24 protein-coding genes are annotated in these 19,502 nt (G+C 66.5%); 10 read left to right on the top strand and 14 right to left on the bottom strand.

What is annotated here, in order from left to right; genetic code table 11:
* Positions 1-479: 479 nt before the first annotated feature.
* Positions 480-887: a DUF5994 family protein gene (locus NA10_RS30540; RefSeq protein ID WP_084515485.1), complete on the bottom strand. Its 408-nt coding sequence runs from the start codon at positions 885-887 to the stop codon at positions 480-482.
* A gap of 330 nt (positions 888-1,217) precedes the next feature.
* Between NA10_RS30540 and NA10_RS39660 the strand changes: the two genes are divergently transcribed.
* Both NA10_RS39660 and NA10_RS37245 read left to right on the top strand, forming a co-directional pair.
* Positions 1,218-1,409: an RGCVC family protein gene (locus tag NA10_RS39660; RefSeq protein ID WP_084515481.1), complete on the top strand. Its 192-nt coding sequence runs from the start codon at positions 1,218-1,220 to the stop codon at positions 1,407-1,409.
* A gap of 17 nt (positions 1,410-1,426) precedes the next feature.
* Complete coding sequence (locus tag NA10_RS37245) at positions 1,427-1,585, top strand: DUF6307 family protein (protein ID WP_245678040.1); 159 nt, start codon at positions 1,427-1,429, stop codon at positions 1,583-1,585.
* Positions 1,586-2,014: 429 nt separating this feature from the next.
* On the opposite strand, the gene NA10_RS30535 is transcribed toward NA10_RS37245, so the two are convergent.
* The 5 genes from NA10_RS30535 to NA10_RS30515 form a co-directional block, all read right to left on the bottom strand.
* Entirely contained in the window at positions 2,015-2,746 is a 732-nt protein-coding gene (locus NA10_RS30535) for a GAF and ANTAR domain-containing protein (RefSeq protein WP_067574133.1), read from the bottom strand.
* Positions 2,747-2,776: 30 nt separating this feature from the next.
* On the bottom strand, positions 2,777-3,508 hold the full coding sequence (locus NA10_RS30530) for a GAF and ANTAR domain-containing protein (protein WP_157556849.1): 732 nt from the start codon (positions 3,506-3,508) through the stop codon (positions 2,777-2,779).
* A gap of 382 nt (positions 3,509-3,890) precedes the next feature.
* Positions 3,891-4,262 carry a DUF5994 family protein gene (locus NA10_RS30525; protein WP_157556848.1) on the bottom strand — a complete coding sequence of 124 codons (372 nt, stop codon included), beginning with the start codon at positions 4,260-4,262 and terminating at the stop codon, positions 3,891-3,893.
* Between the two features lie 123 nt (positions 4,263-4,385).
* On the bottom strand, positions 4,386-4,727 hold the full coding sequence (locus NA10_RS30520; RefSeq protein WP_067574128.1) for a DUF5994 family protein: 342 nt from the start codon (positions 4,725-4,727) through the stop codon (positions 4,386-4,388).
* Positions 4,728-4,832: 105 nt separating this feature from the next.
* Positions 4,833-5,063 (bottom strand): hypothetical protein, encoded by a 231-nt coding sequence (locus tag NA10_RS30515; protein ID WP_067574126.1) that lies wholly within the window; start codon positions 5,061-5,063, stop codon positions 4,833-4,835.
* Between the two features lie 119 nt (positions 5,064-5,182).
* Here NA10_RS30515 and NA10_RS30510 point away from each other — a divergent pair, with 119 nt between their 5' ends.
* On the top strand, positions 5,183-5,935 hold the full coding sequence (locus NA10_RS30510; protein WP_084515489.1) for a TetR/AcrR family transcriptional regulator: 753 nt from the start codon (positions 5,183-5,185) through the stop codon (positions 5,933-5,935).
* Between the two features lie 569 nt (positions 5,936-6,504).
* A complete protein-coding gene (locus NA10_RS30505) occupies positions 6,505-7,044 on the top strand; it encodes an ester cyclase (RefSeq protein WP_067574124.1) in 540 nt (179 codons plus the stop codon).
* A gap of 75 nt (positions 7,045-7,119) precedes the next feature.
* On the opposite strand, the gene NA10_RS30500 is transcribed toward NA10_RS30505, so the two are convergent.
* Positions 7,120-7,287 carry a hypothetical protein gene (locus NA10_RS30500; protein WP_157556847.1) on the bottom strand — a complete coding sequence of 56 codons (168 nt, stop codon included), beginning with the start codon at positions 7,285-7,287 and terminating at the stop codon, positions 7,120-7,122.
* 47 nt (positions 7,288-7,334) lie between these two features.
* Here NA10_RS30500 and NA10_RS37240 point away from each other — a divergent pair, with 47 nt between their 5' ends.
* Positions 7,335-7,478 (top strand): hypothetical protein, encoded by a 144-nt coding sequence (locus NA10_RS37240; protein WP_157556846.1) that lies wholly within the window; start codon positions 7,335-7,337, stop codon positions 7,476-7,478.
* Here the strand turns inward: NA10_RS37240 and NA10_RS30495 are convergent.
* Positions 7,475-8,251, bottom strand: a complete 777-nt coding sequence (locus NA10_RS30495) for an AAA family ATPase (protein WP_084515480.1) — start codon at positions 8,249-8,251, stop codon at positions 7,475-7,477. The genes NA10_RS37240 and NA10_RS30495 overlap by 4 nt on opposite strands.
* Before the next feature lie 92 nt (positions 8,252-8,343).
* On the opposite strand from NA10_RS30495, the gene NA10_RS30490 reads away from it, so the two are divergent.
* Together NA10_RS30490 and NA10_RS30485 are read left to right on the top strand one after the other, a co-directional pair.
* Positions 8,344-8,778 (top strand): VOC family protein, encoded by a 435-nt coding sequence (locus NA10_RS30490; RefSeq protein ID WP_067574145.1) that lies wholly within the window; start codon positions 8,344-8,346, stop codon positions 8,776-8,778.
* A 140-nt stretch (positions 8,779-8,918) separates the two neighbouring features.
* Positions 8,919-9,770, top strand: a complete 852-nt coding sequence (locus tag NA10_RS30485) for an Ig-like domain-containing protein (protein WP_084515478.1) — start codon at positions 8,919-8,921, stop codon at positions 9,768-9,770.
* A 95-nt stretch (positions 9,771-9,865) separates the two neighbouring features.
* Here NA10_RS30485 and NA10_RS30480 read toward each other — a convergent pair whose 3' ends face one another.
* The 5 genes from NA10_RS30480 to NA10_RS30460 all read right to left on the bottom strand — a co-directional run bounded on the left by NA10_RS30480 (position 9,866) and on the right by NA10_RS30460 (position 15,087).
* Entirely contained in the window at positions 9,866-10,306 is a 441-nt protein-coding gene (locus tag NA10_RS30480) for a hypothetical protein (RefSeq protein ID WP_067574118.1), read from the bottom strand.
* A 101-nt stretch (positions 10,307-10,407) separates the two neighbouring features.
* Positions 10,408-11,844: an ABC transporter ATP-binding protein gene (locus tag NA10_RS30475; RefSeq protein ID WP_067574116.1), complete on the bottom strand. Its 1,437-nt coding sequence runs from the start codon at positions 11,842-11,844 to the stop codon at positions 10,408-10,410.
* Positions 11,841-12,638, bottom strand: a complete 798-nt coding sequence (locus NA10_RS30470; protein ID WP_067574114.1) for an ABC transporter permease subunit — start codon at positions 12,636-12,638, stop codon at positions 11,841-11,843. Before NA10_RS30470 ends, NA10_RS30475 begins: the two co-directional genes overlap by 4 nt.
* On the bottom strand, positions 12,635-13,564 hold the full coding sequence (locus NA10_RS30465; protein ID WP_245678037.1) for an ABC transporter permease: 930 nt from the start codon (positions 13,562-13,564) through the stop codon (positions 12,635-12,637). The genes NA10_RS30470 and NA10_RS30465 overlap by 4 nt, the downstream gene beginning before the upstream one ends.
* Complete coding sequence (locus NA10_RS30460; protein WP_067574112.1) at positions 13,561-15,087, bottom strand: ABC transporter substrate-binding protein; 1,527 nt, start codon at positions 15,085-15,087, stop codon at positions 13,561-13,563. Before NA10_RS30460 ends, NA10_RS30465 begins: the two co-directional genes overlap by 4 nt.
* 137 nt (positions 15,088-15,224) lie before the next feature.
* Here NA10_RS30460 and NA10_RS30455 point away from each other — a divergent pair, with 137 nt between their 5' ends.
* Complete coding sequence (locus NA10_RS30455; RefSeq protein WP_067574110.1) at positions 15,225-16,424, top strand: MFS transporter; 1,200 nt, start codon at positions 15,225-15,227, stop codon at positions 16,422-16,424.
* Positions 16,425-16,493: 69 nt separating this feature from the next.
* Positions 16,494-17,729: a glycosyltransferase 87 family protein gene (locus tag NA10_RS30450; RefSeq protein WP_067574108.1), complete on the top strand. Its 1,236-nt coding sequence runs from the start codon at positions 16,494-16,496 to the stop codon at positions 17,727-17,729.
* 58 nt (positions 17,730-17,787) lie between these two features.
* Here NA10_RS30450 and NA10_RS30445 read toward each other — a convergent pair whose 3' ends face one another.
* Positions 17,788-18,174 carry a hypothetical protein gene (locus tag NA10_RS30445; RefSeq protein WP_067574106.1) on the bottom strand — a complete coding sequence of 129 codons (387 nt, stop codon included), beginning with the start codon at positions 18,172-18,174 and terminating at the stop codon, positions 17,788-17,790.
* Positions 18,175-18,507: 333 nt separating this feature from the next.
* Here NA10_RS30445 and NA10_RS30440 point away from each other — a divergent pair, with 333 nt between their 5' ends.
* Entirely contained in the window at positions 18,508-19,491 is a 984-nt protein-coding gene (locus NA10_RS30440) for an alpha/beta hydrolase (protein ID WP_245678035.1), read from the top strand.
* Positions 19,492-19,502 lie beyond the last annotated feature (11 nt).

The following is a 19,502-nucleotide window of genomic DNA, read 5'->3' as shown; positions in this document are numbered from 1 at the left end:
CCTTCTGCCGCAACATTAATGCGCGTTCTGCCGCAAGTTGTGTGCGCGTTCTGCCGTTACAGCCGTGCGCTTCTTGCCGACACCTGCGCGGGCGTTTAGCCTGCGCGTTGATGATGACTACCTGACCCCCGCCGAATACGAAGCCGCGTACTACTCTCAACAATCGCCACGCCGACCGGTGCCGGTCTGAAACCGAAGCCGGTCCCTTACCCGTGACGGTTCAATGTGGCATCCTGCCATCGGTGACGACCGGCGTAGGCACCGTGACGGTGTCCTGGCCCGCTCGCGCGGGCTCACACCCGCCGGTGAATAGGAAAATCCATCCCCGGCAGAACTCCCGTCTGCCCCCATTGCCGATCAAGCGGCGACCACCCGGTTACACCACGCATTGGACTGCGTTCCGTTAGCATCGATACCCCTCGGAGCCCCGGTGGCAGGTGGTGCCGGGGTCCTTCCGTGCACGGAGGTGCCAACGGCGGTCAGGTGTCGGCGCCGGCGCCGCCCTCGGAGTCCCAACGCTGCTGTGCGGTAGTCATTTCGGTGTCGGTGAGCGGTGGGATGATCTGCAGGGTCAGCTGGGTGCCGACGCGGACTCCGAGGACTTCGAGGGTGTGCGCGGGCAGCTGCCGATAGCCGTCCAGCCGTACCCGATGCCCATCGAAGTCGAGCTTCCGGGGGGCTGCGGCCCATTCGTCAAGGTTGTAGATCACCCGCAGGATCGGGCCGAGTCGCGCAAGCGTCGTGAGCAGGGCCGGAAGCTCTTCGGCGAGGTCACGGCTGCGCGGCCGCCAAATGTCAGCGCCTGCTGTGCCGACCGCGTCGAGCTCGAGCCGTGGGTTGCGGGCCGACGGCATTGTTCGGCTCGAGACGGTTTCGATCGGTGTCATGGTGGGCGCTCCTGTCTCGATCGTGTTGCGGCCGGTACTTGTGGTGCGGGTGAACAAGACCAACCACAATGTAATTCTACGCTGTAGACGGGCGCTGTAGCGCAGAGCCGCTTCCGGATGTCGAGCAGGTCAGCCGCATCGATGCGGCCGTTCGGATCGCCTGAGCGCGCAGCCCGGCGAGCCCGATGCCACCGACCGCGAGGCTGTAGAGGAACGGCAGTGATGGCCTCGGCACAGCGCGTGTCAACAGTGTAGGTATACAGTTGATGACTACAGCGGATTCTCCAACCTGGTGACCGAAAGCCACCTCGAGATCGGACACGAAGCATCATGAGGATCGTTCTGGACGCGCCCCCGCCGACCGCCGCGCACATCGAATTCCTCTGTGCGACATGCCCGCATACTTGGGAATCCCACGACCCGACGGCAGTCAGGTACTGCTCTGCCACGGTGGCGCGCGGACTGGATCGAGGATGCGCCTGTACCCGTCCGGCCGCCCACGCGGAGACCTACTACCGATAGGAAGCATCACAATGACGATGAACAAGACGACGGCAATGAATACGCCCTACGAGCATCGAGTGATTCGTGTGCGAGACGTCGTGCGGAAATACTCCGAACTCGACGACAATGCCGCGACCGAACTCGCCGTGCAGGTGCTGCACGCACTCGATACGATCCCAGAGAAAATACGCTGACGAGGGACCACGGGCAACGGCATCTTCATTGTGCGACATGACCGTTCACGGAATAGGTCGCCGACACACTGTCGGCGGCCGCGGGCGATTCTACTGACCGGCAGCCGTCGTGCTCGAATGCCCAGGGTCCAACGCCCAGGGATCTCGGTGCTCGTTCCCTCAGTGCACGGGGCTATGCGGTGTAGCGCCCAGTCCGGCGAGTTGACATCCGACCGCTGGATTTCCCGTCCGCCGCCGGCGCGCTGGCCAACGCAGACCGGTGCCCTCGAAAATACTGGCTGTTACGTCCTCGCCGCGGCCGGCCCCGAGTGCCGAGCGTTCAGCCGTATGGGGGACGAGGTTGGGGGTTCCGTGGTGCAGCAGTCCCCGGCCGCGCGGGTATCGCTGCGCTCCCGCCGCTCGAAAGGCATTCTGTACGGATCTTCGGGATCAGGGCGCGGTGTTCAGCAACGCCGCGGTTTCGGTGGTGCCTTCGACGAGGGTGCGGGCCAGATCGGTCAGGCGCACGTTGTGGCTGCGGGCGTGGCCGCGTAGCCGCGCGAAGGCCTGGTCCATGTCGAGGCCGCCTCGTTCGGCGAGCATGCCCTTGGCTTGTTCGATGATGATGCGCGAGTTCAATGCTCCCTGTAATTGCCTGTGGACGACGTCGGAGCGGGTCACCGCGCGCTGGTGCAGGATACCGATGGTGGCGACATCGGCCAGCGCCTGTCCCACGCGTAGGTCTTGACCCGACAGCGCCGCGGCGGTTCTGGTGAACAGATTCAGTGCGCCGATCCGCTCATCGCGCAAGCGCATCGGCAGTGCACACACGGCGAGGAATCCGTCGTCGAGGGCGCGCTGCGCGAACGCGGGCCAGCGTTGTCGGTCGACGGTGAGATCTTCGACCAGCACCGCGGCGCCACTGCGGTAGGCGAGCAGGCACGGACCGGCCTCGGCCTGTACCTGGAACAGCTCCAACAATCGCGCCTGCTCGGTGGTGGAGGCCAGCACCTGCAACCCGCCGCCGGGGGCGGCCAGCAGAATCCCCGCGGCATCGACGGCCAGCAATCGTGCGCAGTCGTCTACGAGACGCTGCGCCAGCTCGATCAGATCGTAGTCGTCGACGAGTGTGTCCACGAGCTCCACGAACGCCCGCATCAATGGGCCTTCTCGCTCCTTCATGACCTCATCCTCCTGTTGTCGTCTGTGTGTTCAGGGCCCGTCTGGGTCGGGGGACAACCGCAATCGACGTGCGACCACGTCGGAGGCGACCTCGGCCAGGGTGTGTCCGTGGGCGAAGGCATGGCCCTGTAGGCGCGCGTAGGCATCGCGCACGGGGACGCCGAGTTGCGCGGCGACCATCCCACTGGCCTGATGGATTTCGCGGGTGCGCGGCGCGGAATTCCACCACTGCCCCAACACCATCTCGGCCCGGTCGGATTCGGCGCGCTGGTCCGACAGCAGGATCATCGTCACCATCGTGGCGACCGAGGTCGCGGCCGCCCACTGCGCGCCGTCCAGGGGGCCAGGCGCGTCGCAGAACAGATCCAGTACCCCCAACCGCGCCGCGCCCGCCTGTAACGGGATCGAATACACCGCACCGGATTCGGCGGGGTCCATCGCCGCGCCCAGCAGTGGCCATCGGTGATGAATCAACGCCAGGCTCTCGACATTCACCGGTTCCCCTCGCGCGGCGGCGTCGAAACCCGGACCCTGGCCCGCGGTGGCCTGCAATGCCTCGAACCGGTCGGCGATAGGATCGCTGGCGCACAGCACCTCCCATCCGGTCTCGGCGAAGTCGACCGTGATCGCGATCGCGACACGCTGCACCTTCAACACCCTTAGACACGCCGCACAGAGCCGCGGCGGACCGCCGATATCGCGCGGCACCGCGGTCAATGCCGCCAGAAACCGCTCCGAACCCACCGCGTCGAAGGCGTTCACGACCGCCACCGCCCGCGAACCGCCTGCGCTCCGATTCTGGAGACGGAACCCGCGCGCGAATCCCATTGGGGATGAACGATTCGGGTCACGAGAGCCTCCTGACCATGCCGTGCCGCCTCGGTGCCGCGGTTGCAGACTGTCCTCTCGGTGGCGCCACAACGCCGTAGAGATCACGACGGGTCGATACTTGACCGCGTTCGCACCCTCAACGGTAGTCCGACACGTGAGATCACAAGCCGCCCTTCGAAGATCATGAACCCGGGTCTGATGTAGGCGGGGTTTCCGGCGGCCGTCGCGGCCTTCGACTACCCGTCGGTGTCGGGCGACTGACGCTCGATCACGTAGGACGATCGCCCCGAGTTCCACCACCGGGATCCACTGCTTATGGAGGGTCGCTTGCGTCGGGGGAAGCGGGTCTTCCTGCTGCCAGCCGCATTTGCTCGTCGGCTTCCCGGGGTGTGGCGTCCGGGGGGATGACGCGTAGGGCGAGTGCGGTGTCGTGAGTTCCGTAGAGGCGCATGACATCGGGTGGCTGGTCGCCGGCAGGGCCGTGTATGCCGATGTCGTCGTCACCGCCGTCGATGCGTCGCTGGGCGAGGCTGGTGGCGTTCCATTCGAAGCCGACACGCACCGTGGGGCCCAGGCGCGGGGTGACGGCGCTGATCAGGTCGTGCAGTTCGGTGGTGAGGTTGGTGGTCCACGGCCACCACGCGCCGTCGACGGTTCCCCCGCGGGTGCCCGGCGCTCGGAGCATCAGACGCGGTGTGCGGGTCGGAGACCGGAAGGGCTGACGAGTGTCGGTGGTAGAACCGGAGTTCTCGCCCATCGCGTGATGGTTGGTGATCGGGCGTCGTCGCCCCGGCATGCCAGGCATGATCTAGACCGCCGGCCCGGTGGCGGCCGTCAGTTCGGTGTTCGCGGTGGCCTCATCGGTGGATGACGCGATCACGCGCAACACGATCACCGTGGCGTCGGCGCCGATGACATACAGCGTGTTGGGCAAACGGAATGGGTACGGTTCGAGCCGAATCTCCCGGCCCGCCACGATCGTCTGCCATGGCGGCGAGGACCAGGTGTGCTGGTCATAAACGATCCGATTCACCGCGCCGACTCGAATCCGCAAGGCGGCCAGGAGATCTGGAAGTTCGACGGTGAGATCGGCCGTTCGGGGCCACCAGGCGCCGTCGATGTAATCGGAATGCAGGATCTGTGGATTCAAGTTCAGTCGCGGCGGCTCAGGAGGGCCGCGGTACGTCGGCTGGTGAACCGGTGACGATGTGATGATGACGCTCCTGTCCCGGCGAGTACCGGTAGATAGTGCGGGTCAGTATTCGAAGGCTTCGCCCTCCTTGCGAGTTCCCTGTTCGGTTTCGCCGACCGAATGATCGAGGCGTCCGGGTATATGCGCGGACGGCGGTGTTCGTCCGGTGACGCGGGCGAAGAATCGCCCGAGGGATCGCCGCAGGTCTTTGACCTGCACGGAAATCGACGACACGCCCGTGACCGCGATGATCACGAGGGCGGCCAGGAGAACAAGACCGAAGGTAATGATCATGGGAATCCTCGGATCTGTTGGTACTTCCCAGTAGACACCGCACAGAGCACCATGTCAACGTTGTAGGTCTACACTAGTGGCGCACTGATTCTTCGTCCCGATCCGAGGGAGCCGCCATGATGGCCGAATTGCCTTCCGACAAGCCGGATTCCACGACGTCGGGGGCCGTGCGGACCGCCGACGGCGCGGGCAGCGGCCAGGTGACCCGTGCGGGTGTGCTGGCGGCTGCGCTGTCGATCGTCGATCGTGACGGTGTCGACCGATTGTCCATGCGCCGCTTGGCCGAGGCGGTGGGCCGGGATCCGATGGTGATATACCGGCACGTGCCGAACAAGGCCGCTGTACTTGATGGCATCGCCGAGATCGTATTCGCCGAACTGAAGGTCGATCCCACGGATCCGGACTGGTCCGGTCAGCTGCGCGCGGTCGCCCGAGCCTTCCGGGAACTATCGCTGACCCATCCGCGAGTGGTGCCGTTGTTGGTGACACGGCCGTTGGCGACCCCGCTCGGTCAGCGGCCGCAGGCCGTGGTGCGACCTGTCGAGGACATCCTCGCGTTGCTGACCCGCGCGGGCTTCTCCGGCGCTGATGCGCTGCACATCTACCGCGCGTTGTTCGGATTCCTCTACGGGCATGTCCTCAACGAGTTGCAGGAACTGATCGAGCGACCCGACGAGACCGACGACGTGCTCCGCCTCGGGCTGCACCGGCTGCCGATCGGGGAGTTCCCGCAGCTGCGTGCGCTGGCGCCGGTGCTGGCTTCCTATGACGGTGCGGCTGAGCTGGAACGCGGCTTGGACCTGCTGCTGGCCGGGCTCGCCGCCACCCTGCCGCACCCCGGCGGCGACGGGCAGGTGGCTCCGGTGAACTGAACGCTGCCGCGATACCCCGGGATCCCGGACGTTTGCCGCCGCCCAGTGCGGCATGTTCGCCCGATTCGTTCGCGGGATACCCTCCCGCAACACCGGATCATCAGCGACCGCGGCCATACTCGGGGCCGCCAGCACCGCCGCGTCCACATAGTCGAACCACCCGCGAGGCGCGCCCAGCACCGCCTCCGCACCACGGCGCAACAATTCGCAGATGCGATCCGACGGCCGCTCCCAAGCCATTACGGCAGCGTACCTACGCCGTTCAGTCGGTCTCGAAGAGATTGGTTAACTCCGCGGAATTCGAGGGACGGGCTATTTATCCGGCGCTGAGGCGTTTTTCCGAATTGCCTTGTGCGGCAACGCAACAACCACTGTTCGCGTTCACTCAGCCTGTGGACGGTGATGACCTGGCGCGTGCTGTGACGTTACGCTGAGCAAGGTTGGCTACTTTTCAGCAAAGCTCGGTTACGTTCGTCCACACAATCGGGATGCGGCGGTGAACGCGAACCTGCTCGCGGTCGATACATAGTGGAGACACGTTGGTTCGTCCCCCGATTGCGAGGTCTTTCATGGACAGCACAGCTCCGACCGCGGCCGAGACCGCCCGTGCACTGGCCATTCGTTCGGTGCATCTCATGGCCGAGGGTGAGCGCGCCGATTTCGACGCGATCATCCACCCCGATGCGATCAATCGGGAGGCCAAGTCCGAGCCGCCCGCGGCCCGGGATCGCGGCCCGGCCGCGTATTTCGCCACGGCGCTCTGGTTGCGCGCGGCGTACGCGGAACTGCGCCACACCATCGAGGCCGCGATCGTGAACGATGATCTGGTGGCGCTGCGCACCACCATGTCCGGCCGCCATGTCGGACCGTTCGTGGTGTACGACGAGGACGGGCAGGTGGATCAGGTCTTCCCGCCGACCGGCCGGACTTTCGCTGTCACGCAGTCGCATTGGGTGCGGATCGCGGACGGCAAGGTGATCGAGCACTGGGCCGATCGGGATGATCTCGGGCAGGCGCAACAGCTCGGCTGGGTTCCGCCGACCCCGGCCTATCTGCTGCGGATGGCGCGTGCCAAACGTAAAGCGCAGCAGGAGAACAAGATTCGCTGATTCACCGGCGCGAGCGCAGGGCTGCCCGAATCACCTCGGTGAACACCGCGGCAATCAGCACGATCTCGCCGACCGTCAACGCCCGCCCCGGCGCATCGGTGGTGAGCGTTTCGCTCCGACCACGGGATGATCGGGGGCAGCGGTGCCGAGCCATTGCGGCGAGTCCCGCTGGCCGACGTCGTTCGCGAGGTGGCGCTTGCCGCCGAAGCCGAGGGCGAGGTCGAGGTGATCGCCGTGTGGCATGCGCTCGGTCCTCGAATCCCGCTGCCGGAGTTCCACATCGAGGAGCCGTGGGAGATTTCGCCATGGCGGAGATTCGCGCGATCGCGTTGCGGACCGCCGCCACGACGGTGGAGCTGCCGACAGGGTATCGGCCGCCGCCGGAGTACTCCGAGGACGATGAGCTCGAAGCGTGGTGGATGGGCCTCGACTAGTCCTCGGTGAACAGGTGGCGTAGGAATCTGTCGGGGTTCGAGAGGAAGCCGCGGGTCAACCGCACCGGGAGGGCGTCATCGAAGTCGACCCGGCCGAGGTGACCGTCGTCGGCGATTTCGCAGATGGTGGCGCCGGGCAGGGCGAGCAGGATCGGGGAGTGGGTGGCGACGAGGATCTGGCAGCCGCGATCGGCGAGTTCGGCGAGGCGGGCGAGGACGGCCATGCATCCACGCACGGACAGCGCGGCTTCGGGTTCGTCGAGCAGATAGAGCCCGTTCGGCCCGAACCGATGGGTCACCAGGTCGAGAAAGGATTCGCCATGCGAGCGTTCATGCGCCGAGACACCGCCGTACGCCGTTAGCAGCGGCGGACCGCCGTCGGGCGTACTGTCGAGACGCTCGATCTCGGAGGCGACGTTGTAGTAGGACTCCGCGCGCAGGAAGAACCCGGTGCGCGGTTTGGTCACGCCCCACCGCAGCACCAGATGATCGCCGAGCGAGGATTCGCTGGCGCGGGTGGCGAAGCGGAAATTGCGGCTTCCGCCTTCGGGATTGAAGCCGGCGGCGACCGCGATCGCCTCGAGCAGCGTCGATTTGCCGGCACCGTTCTCGCCCACCAGAAAGGTGACCCCGGGCGGCAGCGCCAGCCCGCCCGAACCCCCGAGCCATCGCACCACGGGCAGCGCGAACGGATACTCGTCGGCCACGGCGGTATTCGCCAGCCGTACCTCCCGGATGAAGCCACCCGGCCCGCCGAATCGGACATTCCGCACGGACCCATTCTGCGTTTGCCGGATATGCGCTGCCTCGCCGCCCCCGCCGAAATATGGTTTCGGCCGAGCGAACCGGCCCCTATGGTGGATCGATGCCGTCGGTCAAGAAGATTCAGGTCACCTTCGACTGCGCCGAACCCGAACGCGTCGCTCGTTTCTGGTGCGAGGTGCTGGGCTATGTCGTGCCACCGCCCCCCGAGGGCTTCGCCGACTGGGCCGCCTACGATCGCTCGCTGCCGCCCGATCGCCGGGGCGCCTCCTTCGCCTGTATGGATCCCACGGGTGCGGGTCCGCGCCTGTACTTCCAGCGCGTCCCCGAAGGCAAGATCGTCAAGAACCGGGTGCACCTCGATGTGCGGGTCGGCACCGGTCTGGTGGGCGCGGAGCGCCTGGCCGCCCTCGAAGCCGAATGCGCCCGATTGCTCCCCCTCGGTGCGACCCGCCTCTACCTGTTGCCCGCGGACGAGGAGAACGAATCCTGCCTCGTCATGCAGGACGTCGAAGGTAATGAGTTCTGCCTGGACTGAGAACCGGACCAGGAATCTGACACACCATCATTTCGGAATCCGATCCGCGGCCGGTGCGGCCGTGATCTAATCGCGCCAACTCGGGTTTCAGCGCCTCGATGACGATATCGAGGGGTTACCCGATGTACGTGGGAGCAACGATGGTGGATAGAAGAACGCAGCGGGTGGCGGGGTCGATGGCCGCCTTCGCGGTCGCGGGCGGGTTCGTGGTCGCGGTGATGCCCGGGATGGCCGCGGCGGCGCCGGGCACGATCACCTGGACCGACGGGAACAGCAAGTACGCCCGGACGGTGTCGAACACTAATCCGGTTGTCGGCGACACCATTACCGTCACGACGATGTTCGAGCGCACCGGCATTCCGGTGGAGTACATCTACTCGGTGAAGGATCTGCACCCGGCCTGCCTCACCCCGGTCGCGGGTTCGGCGAAGATGGGCGGCGACCAGGTTCAGCTGGACACTTCGTCCTCGGATTGGGTGCGCGCCGAATTCGGCATCACCAAATATCCGGTGTACCCGAATATCCAGCCCAAGTCGCAGACCTTCGAGGTGCAGTACAAGGTGGGCGTGAACTGCGCCCGCGACACCCCGCTGCCGACCTCCATGCACTACGGCGGCTCGCTCGGCGACGGCACCTATCAGAACAAGGGTCCGGCCATCACGGTCTCCAGCGACGCGGTCTCGACCACGGTGCTCACCGATGTGTCCGGCGCTCGGACCGGTAAAGCCGTCACCCTCGAGGCGACCGTCGCACCGGCGGCCGCGGGCGGCACCATCCAGTTCAAGGCGGGTGACAATGTCCTCGGCGATATCCCCGTGGCCGCCAATGGCAAAGCCTCGATCGTCTGGACCCCGGGCGCCGCGGGTTCGTACACCATCGGCGCGACCTTCTCCGGCCGCAGCGGTGTAGCGGGCTCCACGACCACCAAGGTCGTCACCGTCGCCGATCCGCCGACCGATCCGGGCACCAAGCCCAGCACCGGATCCTTCTGATCATTGGTTCGAAACAGCTACGGCCCGAGCTCAGCTCGGGCCGTAGCCGTTCTCTGGGCTCGAAACAGCGTCGGGCGCAGCCGGATCGACGGCGGTTAGCCGGAGATGCTGGGGAGCGGGCAGCCGAAGCTGCCGGTGGAGGTGGAGGCGCGGACCTGGACGGTGAGCGGGGTCAGCGGGTGGATATCGCCTTGGCCGAAGGTCCAGGAGGCGGTGAGGGTGTGCTGGCCGGCGGTTTTCGGGGTCCACGAGGTCTGCGCGGCCTTGCCGATCAGCCCGCCGACCGTGCCGGTGCCGATGGTGGCCCCGTCGTCGAAGAAGGTGACCTTGATGCCGTTGGACGAGCTGCTCCCGCCGCCGACCATATCGCCGCTGGTGAGGGTGTAACCGCAACCGACCTGGGGGTTCGAGCCCTGGAGGGATACGTAGCCGTCTCCCAGGGCCGCGGCGTTCGGGGCCGTGGCGAGCAGGATCGCGCCGAAGCCGGCGGCGGCGGTGGTCGCGAAGGTGGCGGTGCGCGTCCGAGAAGATGTCATGAGATCAGAAATTATCATGATTCACTTTTGCGGGAAGCCGATTGAGGCCGCTGCAAATGGGGGATTGCGGTTGCCCGCGCAAGGTGCCTGGAGCTGCCGTTTCAGACCAGCAGCGCCCGGGTGTGCGGTGTGCTCGGATCGCCGAGTACCGCTGCGGTCTCGCCGTATTCGACCACCTCGCCGTCGGCCAGCACCACCAGTCGGCGGCAGTAGCGCGCGACGATCGCCATATCGTGGCTGATCACGAGTACGCCGATACCGCGGTCCGTGCGGGTGTGCCGCACCAACTCCATAATGGATTCCGCGGTGCGGGCATCGAGGGCCGAGGTGATCTCATCGCAGATCAGCACATCCGGTTCGGCGGCCAGGGCGCGGGCGATGGCGACGCGTTGGCGTTGGCCACCGGAGAGCTCCTCCGGATAACGGTGCAGCAGATCGCGATTCAGCTCCACATCGGCCAGCAGTCCGGCCGCATGCTCGGCGACCGCGTTGCGGGGCATCCCATTCAGCCGCAGCGGACGCGATAGCGCTTGCAGCACAGTATGTCTCGGATTCAGCGTCGACAGCGGATCCTGCGGTATCAACTGCACGCGCCGCCGATCGCGACGGGAGCGACGACCGCGCCCCACCGGCAAGGGCCGCCCGCCCACCTCCAGGCTGCCCGAGGCGTCGGTGTGGATCCCCGCCAGCACCCGGGAGAGCGTCGTCTTACCCGCGCCGGACGGCCCGATCACCGCGACCGATTCACCCGCCGCGATATCGAGATCCACCGAATCCAGGAGCCGTTTGCGCCCGGCCACCGCGCGGATTCCCTTCGCGCGCAATGCGGCCGGCCCCGGTGCGGGCGGCTCCGGCTGCCGAACGGTCAACTGTTTCAGTGCGATCCGCGGTGTGCCCAGCGTGACCACCTCGTCGGCCAGCCGATGCAGCACCGCCGTGTCGTGCCCCGAGACCATCACCGCCACACCCTCTTCGGTGGCCAGTGAGCGCAGCAGATCGGCGATGCCGTTGCGCAACTGCCCGTGCAGTCCGGCGAGCGGTTCATCGACGACGACCACCCCGACCCCGCGCACCAGGGCGAGCGCGAGCGCGATCCGCCGCTGTTCACCGCCGGAGAGTTCACCGGCTCGCTGCCGCAGACACCGTGCGGTCAGACCGACGCGATCGAGTACGCCCTCGATCGCGGTATCGCCGTGCGCGGCCTCGCGCAGCAGTGCGCCGATCCGCATCATCGGATTCAGCGCCGCGCCGGGATCCTGGCTCATGAACGCCAGGTTCTCCCGCCGGAACCCTTGCAGCGCGGTGGGTTTCAGGGCGAAGACATCCTGTCCGGCGACCCGCACCGACCCGCCCGCGCGAGTGGTCCCGGCGCTCAGATGACCCAGCACGGCACGCATCAGGGTCGTCTTGCCCGCACCGGAGGGTCCCGTCAGCGCCGTCACCGTCCCGTGCGGCACCCGCAGTGAGGTGGGCGCCAGCAATTGCGCCCCCGAACCGGCACGCACCGAGAAGTCCTCGACCAGTACCCCGCGTGTCATGCGCTCCGCCGTCCACGTCCGAATGCCACCACGGCACTGTTCACACTGACCGCCAGCAATCCGATCGCCAGTGCCGGAGCCAATACCGCGGCGGGGTTGAGCAGGATCCCGGATGCGTTCTCGCGCACCATGACCGCCCAATTGGCATCGCCGAGCGTGGCGGGCAATCGCAGGAATGCGGCCGTGCTCACCAGATACATCGCCTCCACGAACCGCAGTCCCAGCTGGGTGAGCAGGGTTTCGCGCAGATTCGGCAGTAGTTCGCGAAAGACGAGATAGCTCAACCGTTCTCCACGCGCCTGCGCTGCCTCGATGAACCCGGACCGCGCCACGCCGGTGGCCGCCGCGGCGAATACCCTTGCCGAGTAAGGGGTTCCGGCGATCACCGCGACCGCCACCAGTCCGGTCGAACCCGATTCCGGCCAGGACAGCATGAACAGCAGTATCGCCAGCACCGGCGGCAGCAACATGAACAGATCGGCGGCGCGCTCGATCCAGCCGCCCGCCCGGGGGCGCAGTGCCGCAACCGATCCCAGTACCGCGGCCAGTCCGGTCACCAGCACCGCGATGGTCGCGGCCAGCAGCAGCAGTCCCCAGCCGCCGCGCAGCAGTTGGCTCCACACATCCCGCCCGAGTCGATCACCACCCAGCCAGGCATTGCCCTCGGGTCGCTGGAAGCTGATGCCGATCCCGTGATCGACCGCATGGGGCGCGAAGACCGGCCCCGCCACCGCCAGGGCGATGATCACCGCCGCGGGCAGCACCGCGGTCCATATCCGGCGGCTGCCGATCATGTCCGTCCTCGATTCACCCAGGCGCGCACCGCATCCGCGATCAGCAGGACGCACAGGATCGTCGCCCCGGTCAATGCCACCACCGCCGCGATCAATGCGGTATCGCGATCGGAGACCGATCCGGCGACCAGCGCGCCCATACCCGGATAGTTGAAGACCGTCTCCACCACGAGCGCACCACCGAACAACGTGCCCACCGAGGTCGCGAAGGAGGTCGCTATGGTGGGCAGGGCGAACGGCAGCACATGGCGCAGTAGCACCGTCCGCTCGGAAAGCCCGTTCAGCACAGCGCTTTCCACGTGCGGGGCGGCGGCCGCGTCGACCATCGCGCCGCGCACTACGCGCAGGTTCCAGGCTGCCTGCGGAATCGCCAGGGCGATCACCGGCAGGATCAGCATGCGCGCGCTCGCCGGATAACCGGATCGATTCGTGAAGGTCACCGCGGGCAGCCAATCCAGCCACAGCGAGAAGACCAGCACCAGCAGCGTCGCCAGCACGAATTCCGGTACCGCGATGACGAACGCCGAACCGGGTTGCAGTACGCGCGCGGCGAACCCGGTGGGTCGCGCGGCCCACCACACCCCGCAGACCAGTGCGAGCAGCACCGTGACCGCCATGGCGAGTGAGGTCAGCAGCAGCGTCTGCGGAAACTTCGCCGCCAGTAGATGATTCACCGACAGGCCGCGCGCGGTGGTGCCGAAATCACCGGTCGCGGCCCCGCTGATCCAATCCCGGAATCGGACCGGCAGCGGACGGTCCAGTCCCAGTTCATGTTCCTTGGCCGCGACGCTCGCGGGTGTGGCGTCCCGTCCGAGCACGGCGCGCGCGGCATTGCCGGGCAGCAGATCCACCACCACGAACACCAGGGCCAGCAGCGCGATCAGCAGGGCCAGCCGCCGCGCTACCAGTCCGGTGAACGCGATCAATTCGACAACCACACTCGTTCGAGTTGGACGCGCCCGTAGCCGGCCAGTTTCGGCAGGTCGCGCACGGCGGTGGACGCGACATCGATGCCGTCGGCCATACCCCAGACCAGGTAGCCGCCGTGGTCGTACTGGATCTGCTGCAGGGTCTTGCTCGCGGCGTCGAACTTCGCACCGGCGGGCGCGGCGAGCGCGTCGGTGTACGCCTGGTCGAAAGCCGCGTCCTTGAAACCGGTCTCGTTCCATGTGGTGCGGGAGGTCATCACCTTGCTGGCGAAGAACACCACGGAATCATTGGTGCCCCAATTCACGGTGTACAGCGGGGCTTTGAGCCAGGTCTGGTCGTAGAACGCACCGGATTCCTGCACCACGACCTCGAGATTCAGCCCGATGTCCTTGGCCTGGGCGGCGAAGACCTTCGCCGATTCGACCTCACCGGCGGCCTCCTGCTTGGTCACCAGCCGATACGACTTGCCGGTGTCGAATCCGGCGTCGGCGAGCAGCTGCTTCGCGCGGGAGATATCGCGGGTGCGCTGCGCGAGCGCGGTGTCGTAGGTCGGATCCCCGGTGCCGAGAACGTCATTGGCGATACTGCCGTATCCCGAGAACACCTGCGCCACCATCGCGGGGCGATCCGCGGCCAGTCGCAGTGCCGTGCGCACGCGCGGATCGGCGAAGGGGCCGTCGGCGGTGCGCATGGCGATCGCCACCGCGACATCATTGGGTCGGCGGATGACCTGTAGGTCACCGCGTCCCTCGGCGCTGCGCCCTGCGATCGCGCCGACGCTGGAGGCGACGTCGATCTGTTGCGCCATCACCGCATTGGCCATCGACTCCGGGCTCTCGAACAGCGTGACCTCGACGGCGTCGAGCAGGGCCGGGCCGCCGTGCCAATTCTCATTGCGCACCAGCCGGGCATTGCCGTTGCTGTAGCTCTCCAGCTTGAAGGGTCCGCTGCCGATGGCCTTGGTGAAATCGGTGGTGCCCTTGGGCAGGACGAAGGTCATGAGCCGAAGCAGCAGCGGCAGTTGGCTGTTGGGTCCGGCGCAGGTGAGTAGGACCGCATCGGGTCCGGCGGCTTTGATGTCGTCGACCGAGGCGACGGGGACCTTGGTCTCACCGGCGGCCTCGCGCAGTCGGCGCAGCGACCACACCACATCCTCGGAGGTGACCGGGCGGCCGTCGTGGAAGGTCGCGCCCGGGGCGATGGTGAAGGTCCAATTGCGCTGGTCGGCATCGGCTTCCCACTTCGAGGCCAGGCGCGGTGCGACATTCGGATCGAGGCCGGGGACGGTGAGCGCATCGTAGACGAGCGAGGTGATCAGGAAATCGCTGTCATTGTTGAGGGTGGCGTGCGGGTCGCGTTCGGTCTTGGCGGATTTGCCGAGCGCGCCGATGCGCAGGGTGCCGCCCCGTCGGGGCGTGCCGCCGGTGCTGTCGGTGGCGTCGCTGCCGCAGGCGGCCAGGGCCAGGATCGCGCTCAGCCCGAGGCCCGCTGTGAAGAGTTGACGCCTGTTCAAATCCATCGCTCGACCTCACCGGTTTCTATAACCATAGGTTAGCCTCTGCTAACCCGGTAGAGGCTAACGGTACGAGATGTGAGGGGCAACATTCCCGATCCCGCTTGACCTTCACATAGATGTCAAGGTTCGACGATGCGTGCATGACCGATCGAATTCAGCTCGAAAATCCCGAGACCACCGCGAAAACCACTCCGCGACTACCGATTACGCGCCTGGCGGCATTGACCACGGCGGCCTTCATCACTGTACTCACCGAGGCGCTGCCCGCCGGTGTGCTTCCGGGAATGAGCACGGATCTGCACGTGAGTGAATCCGCCACCGGTCAGTTGGTGACCGTCTACGCCCTCGGCACCGCGGTGTCGGCGATTCCGCTCTCGATCGCCACGGCGGGCTGGCCGCGCAAGCGACTGCTGCTGGCCGGTGTGGCCGGATTCGCGGTGGCCAATACCGTGACGGCGCTGTCGCTGCTGTATCCGGTGACCCTGGTCGCCCGGTTCGTCGCGGGTATCGCCGCGGGGGTGGTCTGGGCGCTGCTCGCCGGATACGCCCGGCGGCTGGTGCCGGAATCGTTGCAGGGCAGGGCGATCGCGTTCGTCATGGCCGGTATTCCACTGGCGCTCTCGCTCGGGATTCCGCTCGGGACGCTGCTGGGTGATGCGGTGGGCTGGCAGGTGACCTTCACGGTGATGTCGGTGCTCGCGGTGGTCCTGCTGGCCTGGATCTTCCCGGCGGTTCCGGACTTTCCCGGTCAGGCCGCCGGGCGGGTGCAATTGGCAACGACCGCAAGGATTCCCGGGGTGGGCGCGGTGCTGTTCGTGACGCTCACGTTCGTGCTCGCGCACACCATTCTCTACACCTATATCGCGACGTTCCTGGACGCGGCCGGATTGGACGGGATGACCGGTGCGGTCCTGCTGGTCTTCGGCATCGCCTCCATGATCAGCATCTGGTTCACCGGCGCTCATATCGACCGGCGACTGCGTGGATCGATCATCGCCGCAACGCTTTTGGTCGCGGTGGCGGCCGCCGCACTGGCGATTCCGGCGCATAACGTGGCCCTGGTCTACGTGGCGGCGGCACTGTGGGGCCTGGGCTGGGGCGGCGTCCCCACCCTGCTGCAAACCGCCGTGGCGATCGCGGGCGGCGACGCCGCCGACACCGCCCAGGCCATGCTGGTCACCCTGTGGAACGCGGCCATGGCGGGTGGTGGCCTCGTAGGCGGAATCCTACTGAACCTCCTCGGCCCCAGCGCATTCCCCTGGACCGTCCTGATCCTGCTGGCACCCACCCTGCTGGTCATCATCGGTGCGCGCCGGCACGGTTTCCCGGGTGCGCGGTGACCAAGAGCACCGCGATACCCCGGTTTCCGGGGCATTCTCGCGAGATTTCATTACGTAGGGTAATAAATCGTGTGGAAAGCGGGGTTGCGGGAGTTCGGGCGTTCGGGCGTCACGGTTTCGGTGCTGGGCGTGGGTGCGGTGCTGGCGGTGGCGTTGGTGTTGACCACGGTGAATCCGTGGATGAGTGAGTCCGGCGGGATTCTGGCCGGTGGGTTGGACGCGCATGTGTATCGGGATGGCGCGGATCGGGTGTTGCAGGGGCGGCCGCTGTATACCGAGCCGACGTTCTTCGGACTCCTGTATACGTACACACCGTTTTCGGCGCTGGTGTTCCTGCCGATCGTGGTGATTCCGTGGAGTTGGCTCACATATGCGTCACTGCTCGTGAATCTGATCGTGCTCTTCGGCTGCGTGCTGTTGTGTTGGCGCACACTGGGTTACCGGCTGACCCCCGGGCTTGCGGGGGTCAGTGCGCTGCTCACGCTGACCTGCCTGTTTCTGGAACCGGTGCGCACCACCATGTTCTACGGGCAGATCAATCTGGTGCTCATGCTGCTGGTGCTGTGGGATTTCGTGCGGGCCGACGAGAGTCGGATACGCGGAATCGGGGTCGGGGTGGCCGCGGGCATCAAACTCGTTCCGGCCTATTTCGTGGTGCAGTATCTCGCACTGCGCCAATGGCGTTCGGCCGCCGTGGCGGCACTGATCTTCCTGGGCACGATCGCCCTGGCCTGGGTGGTCGTGCCCGATGATTCCCATCGGTACTGGTTCTCGACCTTCTTCCAATCCGATCGCATTGCGCCGGACACCAATCCGGCCAATCAATCGATCCGAGGCGTCCTGGCCCATCTCGGTGACGGTGCCGCGCCGATCTGGTTGTGGCTGGTGGTCACCATCGTCACCACCTTCGTGAGCCTCGCGATCACCGTCGCATTGCATCAGCGCGGCGAACGCCTGCTGGCGGTGACCCTCGCGGGAATGACCGCGTGCGCGGTATCCCCCTTCGCCTGGGGACACCACTGGGTCTGGTTCGTCCCCCTGCTGGTTCACCTCGTCGACCGCGCCCAATCGAATCCTCGCTGGTGGGCCGCCGCCGCCCTGCTCTTCGTCGGCACCGGCGCGTGGGCCTACCACTGGGGCGAGAACTACGTCTCCGTGGGCATTTTCCTGCTCCCCAAACCCTGGCACACCGAACCCATCCTGGAGAACTCCCACGTCCTGGTCTACCTGGCCGCCCTGGCCTACGGAGCATTCATCGCCAAAGGCCCTACACCCTGGCGGGACTGGCGCGCGATCTCGTCCTGAGCGCGGCTTATCCGCCCGAGCACCCCGCACAGCGAATTCCGGGCCGCGACAACGGCTGTCAGTCGATGCGGTCCAGGAGCCAGCGGGGGCCGACGATGGTGATGTTGTGGGGTTCTAGTCGGGCGCGCAGGCCGCGATCGGCGGTGACGACGGTGATCGGACGGGTGGGGGCGGCGGCGCGGGCCGCGGTCACGGTATCGACGATGGTGTCGTCGCCCGAGGCGGGCGCCAGGACGACAGCTATGCCTTTGTAGGCGGCTGCGGCGGCTTTGGCCGCGCCTTCGAGGATGACGACTATGGCGGTGGGTTCGTCGAGGCGCAGTTCGGTGAGCTGGGTGAGAAGGCGGCGGGCCGCGCCGGGGCGGTCGCGCCACCAGCCGTCGGGCCGGGAGCCGACCACATTCGCGGCATCGACCACCAGCAATCGAGAAGTCATACCGACCATCCTTCTCGGCTTTCGCGACGAATATGTGATCAGCACGCCCGTCGGTCCGTTCGGCTCGGCGGGCAGGGCGAATGAAGTTGATCGATAAGTATCTTTCGCGAAGGAGGAAAGGCATGATCCCGCATTTCATCGGTGACCTGATCTGGGCGGTCAACGACCTCCTCGGGAGGTTGCTGATCCCGTAGCCCGGACAAGCCGGGGCGGAACACCCGCTCCGGCTTTCACCGCACCCACCACGCGGCCGCTCTCGCCTAATCGGTAAGTTCGGCTGAGCGACAGCGGGATTCGAGCCGATTGCGATATCTTGGCTTGGACCAGGTGGGAGGTTTACGGGTGGATACGGACGCGCGAATTCGGAATCGGCGATGGCTGCGCAGGGCGGGAACGGTCGCGGCGACGGCGGTGCTACTGGCTTCGGCGGGGGCCGAAATGGCTACGGCCGCGCCGGTGCACGGGCCGGTATTGCGTTCTCCGGCGGGCGGTTACCAGGAGCTTTGGGTGCCGTCGAGTATGGGGCCGATCAAGGTGCAGGTGCAATGGGCGGCGCGCGGGGGTGGTTCCGCGCTGTATCTGCTGGATGGACTGCGTGCGCCGAACGATCACAGTCAATGGACCAGTGATACCGATGCGCTGCGCCAATTCGTCGGTGACAATGTGACTTTGGTGTTCCCGGTGGGCGGGCACTCCAGCTTCTATACCGATTGGTACCGGCCCAGCAGCACCAATCATCAGCGGAGCACATATCGGTGGGAGACCTTCCTGACCAAGGAACTCCCCGACTATCTGGCCGGATTCGGCGTCTCGCGGACCAATAACGCGATTGTCGGCGCCTCCATGGGCGGGAATGCGGCGCTCACCCTGGCCGCGCATCATCGTGATCAATTCCGGTTCGCCGGATCGTTCTCCGGCTTCGTGCACCCCACCTTTCCGATGTGGAATGAGGCCATGCGCGCCGCCATGATCGATGAGGGCAACTTCGATGTCGACGATATGTGGGGCCCGGCCTCGGATCCCGCGTGGAATCGCAATGACGCGACCAATCAGGCCGAGCTGCTGCGCGGTCTGCCCATGTACATCTCGACGGGCAATGCGGTGCCCGGGTTGGCGGACCTGCCGTTCGGCGTCGGCAATACCGTGAACGCGATGGGCCTGGAGGCCATGACCATGGTCGCCAATCAGATGCTGCGGGATCGATTGGCGGCGTTGGGAATTCCCGCGCGCTTCGATTTCGTGAACGGTACGCACACCTGGCCGTACTGGCAGCAGGCGCTCGCCACCGCCCGTCCGATGATTCTGGACGCGCTCGGAGCGCACTGAGATTCACCGGC

It is taken from the genome of Nocardia acidivorans NBRC 108247 (genome assembly GCF_001625085.1).
Lineage (GTDB): Bacteria > Actinomycetota > Actinomycetes > Mycobacteriales > Mycobacteriaceae > Nocardia > Nocardia acidivorans.
The sequence above is the reverse complement of the archived record's forward strand: the minus strand, read 5'-3'. Positions and strand labels throughout refer to the sequence as shown.